General features: G+C 40.5%; 5 protein-coding genes. 3 read left to right on the top strand and 2 right to left on the bottom strand.

The window, feature by feature from the left end; genetic code table 11:
• Together LC574_RS21190 and LC574_RS21185 are read right to left on the bottom strand one after the other, a co-directional pair.
• A partial coding sequence (locus LC574_RS21190; protein ID WP_229455456.1) for an LLM class flavin-dependent oxidoreductase occupies nucleotides 1-1,009 on the bottom strand: 1,009 nt, incomplete at its 3' end.
• 79 nt (nucleotides 1,010-1,088) lie between these two features.
• A complete protein-coding gene (locus LC574_RS21185) occupies nucleotides 1,089-1,910 on the bottom strand; it encodes a class I SAM-dependent methyltransferase (RefSeq protein WP_229455454.1) in 822 nt (273 codons plus the stop codon).
• Nucleotides 1,911-2,832: 922 nt separating this feature from the next.
• On the opposite strand from LC574_RS21185, the gene LC574_RS21180 reads away from it, so the two are divergent.
• The 3 genes from LC574_RS21180 to LC574_RS21170 form a co-directional block, all read left to right on the top strand.
• Nucleotides 2,833-4,641 carry an iron uptake porin gene (locus tag LC574_RS21180; protein WP_229455453.1) on the top strand — a complete coding sequence of 603 codons (1,809 nt, stop codon included), beginning with the start codon at nucleotides 2,833-2,835 and terminating at the stop codon, nucleotides 4,639-4,641.
• 420 nt (nucleotides 4,642-5,061) lie between these two features.
• Nucleotides 5,062-5,889, top strand: a complete 828-nt coding sequence (locus tag LC574_RS21175; RefSeq protein WP_229455451.1) for an ABC transporter permease subunit — start codon at nucleotides 5,062-5,064, stop codon at nucleotides 5,887-5,889.
• A 118-nt stretch (nucleotides 5,890-6,007) separates the two neighbouring features.
• Nucleotides 6,008-6,364 (top strand): ATP-binding cassette domain-containing protein (locus LC574_RS21170; protein ID WP_229455450.1); only part of this gene is annotated, 357 nt, incomplete at its 3' end.

Below are 6,364 nucleotides of genomic sequence, written 5' to 3'. Positions count from 1 at the left end.
TCTTATTAGTGTTGGTATCACTGGGTAGTTCAGGAGCTACATCATCTAAAGAATATTTCGACAGATCCACACCTTTGTAATAGTTCTCTAAAATACCCCAAGCTACATCAGGATGAATCAACGATTGCAAAAATTCGTATTTTTCTTGGGCTTCTTCTTCAGTCCGGCCAATGATTGGGAAAGCCCCAGGCATGATTTTTAGATCGTCTGGAGAGCGTCCATATTTCGCCAACCTGCCTTTGACATCAGCGTAAAATTCCTGGGCATCGGCTAGAGTTTGATTAGCAGTGAAAATCACCTCAGCAGTACGCGCAGCTAAATCTCGTCCAGCTTCCGATGCTCCAGCCTGTACAATCACCGGATAACCTTGAGGTGGACGACCAACATTTAAGGGGCCTTTGACAGAAAAATATTTACCCTTGTGGTTGAGTGTATGTAGTTTATTCGGGTCGAAATAGATACCAGATTCTCTGTCACGGATGAAAGCATCATCTTCCCAACTATCCCACAGTCCTTTGACCACTTCCATAAACTCTTGGGCACGTTCATAACGTAGGCTATGTTCCGGGTGATGCTCAAGACCGAAATTACGTGCGGCATTCTCGTTACCCGTGGTGACTACATTCCACCCCGCCCGGCCTTTACTTAAGTGATCGAGCGAGGCAAACTTACGTGCTAGGGTGTAAGGTTCTTCATAAGTAGTCGAAGCGGTGGAAATGAAGCCAATGTTTTGAGTTACAGAGGATAAAGCCGAGAAGAGTGTCACTGGCTCAAAATGGACAAGTTTACCATTGCGTCTCTGGGTTTTTGCATCGCCACCCCAAACTCCTGGGCTGTCTGCCAGAAAAACTGCATCGAATAAACCACGTTCGGCAGTTTGGGTAATTTCCTTGTAATGTTCAAAATTAAAACCTGCATCTATTTGTGCATCTGGATGTCGCCAAGCAGAAACATGATGTCCAGTGGCTTGAATAAATGCTCCTAAACGAAACTTACGTGTTTTGCTCATTTGCTTTTCTCTTTTTTGGATAGCTAAATTAATTTACTGTCGAGATATCACACTGGAGGGGGAGCATCCTAATTTCAAGTTAATGCTTCCAAGCTACTTGGATTGTCGCTGTAAGTTCTTCTGTAAAGTGACCAGAAGGCTCAACTGCTAGTAATGCTTCTTTAATATCTGCTTCAAATTCTTCAGCTTTGTCGCCATAGAAAATTTTCAGAGAAAAGGCTGTAGTGTATAAGTAGCCAAGATAGCTAGAAACTGTCCAAGATTTTTCAAATGGCACTTCATATACTTCTTGGCGGGCAAATTTTGAATTGGCAATTATAACTTCGTGGGGAGGATCAACTGGTTTACGAATGCCTTGTCCTCGTTGTCCAGTTCGTCGCTCCTCACCTAACCATTTTTTCACTACTTTAATGGCAGCTTGTTTCCAGGGTAGAGAACTTATCCAAGGATTATCACCAGTGTTTAGCAGTGCTACAGCGCCATCATCTGCCAGCAATTCATAAAGGCGTTCAAGTACGAGTTCGCGTTCCATCCAGTGGAAGGCTCTGCCAATGGTGGCTAGTTTAAATGTTCCCAAACTAGGGTTAATCAGTTCTGCTCCTTGTTCTAGCCAAGTAATATTGTTTGCTTTTACGGCTGCTGCTTGACGTTGCGCTTCCTTGAGCATCTCTGGGTCGGGATCAATAGCAACTACTTCCTGAAATTTAGTTCGTAAGGCAATGGCAATTAAACCTGGCCCAGTACCCAAATCAAGAAGTCTTCCTTGACCATTGAGATTAAATATTTCAGTTAGTTTGTCAAATACAGCAGGTGAGTATTTAGTTCTGTACTGAGCGTAGACTTGGGCTGCACCCTCAAATAATGTTGGGTCGTAGGTGGAAAGTGTTTTCAGTTGGGTCATAAGTTGGTTTTTTGGTGAATCACCTCTATTTGGGTACTGGGGATTAGGCATTGGGAAAATTATTCTGAATATTTTCCTAATCTCTGTTGCTAAAACAATCTATAGAGGACTTGTAGTATGAGAATGCCGAGGTTCTTACCAAGTTTGTTTGAACCACTTAGAACATTGATAGGGCGTTTCACTACTACTTGGAGCAGGTACACGATTAATTTTTGCCCTATGAATATTTTTTTGTAACTCTGGCTAAGTAGTCAGCCGATAAATGAAATACTGTAGTTTATTCCTTTTAAAATACTAAAAGTAGATTGATTTACCGTAGTTTGCTTATACAAGAGAGTTTTTCACACTTACGGGAAAAATGCAAGTATTGCTTAACACAAGTTTGCTAATCTCTTTTAAAAATTATATCTTGCGGGACTTGTTTTTTTTATTTATTTATGCGAATATCCAAAGTTAATAGCAAACTACTAAATCCCGATAAAATTTTAGTAGTTTTTTGACAGTCACCGAAGAGGCAGAGGGGAAGGGGGCGAGCGGGAGAGCAAGCCCTTCCCCTAGAAGTGAAGCTTGATCGGAACATGGGCATGAAGCCTCGCCCTTCTAGGACGCTTGGCTATGCACGGAGTAAAAGCTCTGTCTCAGCCTCTCCTCCCTGCTCCCCTGCCTCTTTTGACAAATTAGGCTAATTCAAATTCTTGCTTCTCAAGAGATCATCCTACTTTTCGCCTCTCTTATCTTGCCTGGTGTGTAATCTTTTAACACCATTTAGTCTTTGCCAAAAGGTGTTCATAAAGAAACCTCTGTAAAGCAATTTATCAGAGAAATGTTTGTCTGCAAAAGGGTATGTAATCTGGATGTAAAAATCCTGTGGGGTACTAGCAATTAAAGATTTGTTGATTTTCTGTGCATAAGTCAATAGCCAATGTTTAAATTTTTGTGGAATTACGGGATATTTGTCCCAGCATTTTTTAATGTATTTTTTATCCTCTCTTCAGCCGCACTTGCTGCTGAAGCACCGGACTTATCTAAGCTAAAATCAGGGATTGAGGAAATTTCCCCAAGTATTGCAACTGAGGCTGAATCGAATCAAACTGCCAACCTAGAAGTAATCGAAACGTTAGACTATTTACCATCCGAAGAAGCAAGTCTACTTTCTCAGGAGACTTTCACAGATGATCAAGATAACTCCCAAGAGCAAGTTACATCTGTTTCTGAATTATCAGATATTCAACCTACAGATTGGGCATTTCAAGCAATACAATCTTTAGTGGAACGCTATGGTGCGATCGCGGGTTATAAAGATGGTACATTCAAAGGCGATCGCGCCTTGACACGCTATGAATTTGCGGCTGGTCTAAATACTGCTTTAGACCGAATCAATCAAATAATCGCCAGTTCTACAGCAGACTTAATTAAAACAGAAGACTTAGACACAATCAAAAAGTTAAGAGAGGAATTTTCCACAGAATTGGCTGCACTGCAAGGACGAATTGATGCAGCAGAGGCAAAACTGGCAGTCATCGAATCACAACAATTTTCTCCTACAGTTAAACTCACAGCTCGAGTGCAGTTTGTCCTTGGCTCACTTCTAGCCGGTAATAATGTTGTAACTGGGCAACGAGCTCCCCGCGTAGTAACACTGCAAGATTCAGTAACTTTGCGATTAAATGCCAGCTTTACAGGTAAAGATTCACTAGGCATAACAATGGGGGGTGGAAATATTGAATCGTTGGGACAAAGAGGAAGTATTGATTCATCGGGAGAAATAAGAGGTGGAATATTAGGTACTTATGATGGCAGAACGGCTGATAACGCTAATATTACAAGACCACGCAATGATTTGTCTGTTGGTGGTTTGCGTTATCGGTTTCCAGTAGGTTCAAATACTCAAGTCAACATTTATGCCTTATCTGATGGAGCTAATGAACTAGGTTTTACGGTACCGATTAATCCATACTTTGAGAGTAGTTTAGCAACTGGTTCTAATGGGATTTCCCGATTCTCACGACGAGCTTTAGTCTATCAATATGGAGATGCTGGTGGCGGAATAGCGGTACTCCACAGATTAAATCAACAGTTCCAAGTGGGAATAGCTTACAGCGCACCTAACGCTAATAACCCTGGAAACAATACTGGCTTTTTCACAGGCCGATATTTAGCTTTAGGACAGATATTGTATACCAGTCCTCAGAAGAATTTTCGAGCGGCTCTAACTTACGTCAATACTTATAGTCCACCAAACGCCCAAGGTCTAAGTGGAACTAACTTTGGGCCAGCAGCAGGGAGCAACTTGGTTAATAGCACCGTGGCTGGAAGGGGAACTTTAGCTAATCTTTATGGTGTCCAAGCTTTTTATCAATTTAGTCCCAAGTTTGCTATCAATGGTTGGGTAAGTTATGCCGCACACCGCTATTTAGGGCGTGGTGATGGTAGCGCTATGGATTGGGCTATAGGACTGTCTTTCCCGGATCTTGGGAAGGAAGGAAGTTTAGGAGGATTGTTTGTAGGTATGGCACCAAAACTTACCAGTCTCAGCAATAATGTAGATTTAGGAGCAGGTTTAGGACAAGCAGACAAAGATACTTCCTTGCATATTGAAGGATTCTATCAATATAGAATCACTGACAAGATTGACATTACGCCGGGTTTTATCTGGGTGACTGCACCAGATTCAAATGCCAACAATCCTGATAGTTTATTTGCATGGATTCGCACTGTCTATAGGTTTTAGGGATGATCAATAGGTATGAGGTGGGTTGTGTCGCTAACCCACCATTATTTCAGGGCTGATAGTGCGTCGTGGACTATCATCCTAACGTATCCTGCAAATTGGAGATTTTTTGAATTGGAAGCCTCTTAAAATCTAGAAAATTAAGTTAGGCTTGCTAATACTGGGTTCGTGCCAAAAGTTTATTTGGGGTTGCTTTTTACGTAAATTCGTGTACGATCATTTATAATCTACGGTAAATCGCTCGGTTTATAGTATTTGTTCTCAACCTACACAACCCACAGGGTAATCTTTTTGATTTATTCTCGACGAATTTCTGCCCCTATCTGGGTAGAACCAAAAGTTATAGCACCGAATGCCACTCCGTCTTATTGAAGAAATAATTGTCAATAAGAAATTTGTAAAACAATTAACAGGTCAATTATGACTATTACTCTGAAAAAAACTAAAAGCAGCGAAAAATCCTTAGAAGCAATATTCAACAACAAATTCGCTGATAAAATCATCCCTTGGATAGTGCCTTTTATAGTGCTACTACTTTGGGAAATTGCTTCCAGAACTGGTTTACTTTCCAGCAGAATTCTTCCAGCACCAAGTAGCGTAGTTTTTACAGCATTTAACTTAGCTTTAACTGGAGAGCTTTTCCAACACATCAGAATCAGTGCCGCACGCGCTATATCTGGTTTTATCGTTGGCGGCGGAATTGGCTTTATTTTAGGATTACTCACGGGATTTTCTCGCATTGGAGAACAATTATTAGATAGTTCCTTGCAAATGCTACGTACTATTCCCAACTTGGCATTAATTCCCCTAGTAATTTTATGGTTTGGAATTGGCGATCAAGCTAGATTATTTCTAGTTTCTATAGGTGTATTTTTTCCAATTTACCTTAATACCTATCATGGAATTCGTAGTGTAGATCCTCAACTCATTGAAATGGGTAGAGTTTATGGCTTAAAAACATCCCAACTCTTGTGGCAAATTGTTTTTCCAGGAGCTTTATCTTCAATTTTGATTGGTGTCCGCTTTTCCTTGGGTATTATGTGGCTATCGTTAATTGTAGCCGAACAAATTGCAGCAGATTCCGGCATTGGTTATATGGCAATGAACGCCAGAGAGTTTATGCAAACAGACGTTGTGGTGTTAAGTATTATCATCTATGCACTGTTAGGTAAACTAGCAAATTCCATTGCCAAAGCTCTAGAAAACAAATTTTTATCATGGAATCCTAATTACACATCTGCTGGGTAAAAGCTCAGGTCAAAACTTAAATATATGTTTAAGTTTTGACCTTTATTAATTCATTGTAAAAACTTCAAATCTTCAGAAAATTAATCACTCGAAAATCTCTCATTAAGGAAAAAATCACATGGTTTCAAGTATACAAGGTTCACAACTCCATATTTTGAATTTAAGCAAAGTTTTTGGAAATAAAACTGTCTTAAACTCAATAAATCTAGAAGTAGCACCAGGAGAATTTATTGCTATTGTGGGGCGTAGTGGTTGCGGTAAAAGTACCTTACTGCGCTTAGTGTCTGGGTTAGATAAACCTACTACAGGCGGCATATTATTAGATGGAGAACCACTACGCAAGCTTAGTCATTCTGTAAGAGTGATGTTTCAAGACCCCCGGTTACTACCTTGGAAACGTGTGATAGATAATGTAGGTCTGGGTTTGCAAGAAAATTGGCGTGCAAAAGCTGCGCGGGTATTAGAACAAGTCGGA

Origin of the sequence: Nostoc sp. CHAB 5715 (genome assembly GCF_020829685.1) — a bacterium.
Taxonomy (GTDB): domain Bacteria; phylum Cyanobacteriota; class Cyanobacteriia; order Cyanobacteriales; family Nostocaceae; genus Nostoc.
Note: the sequence above shows the minus strand (reverse complement) of the source record. Positions and strands in the feature narration are given on the sequence as shown.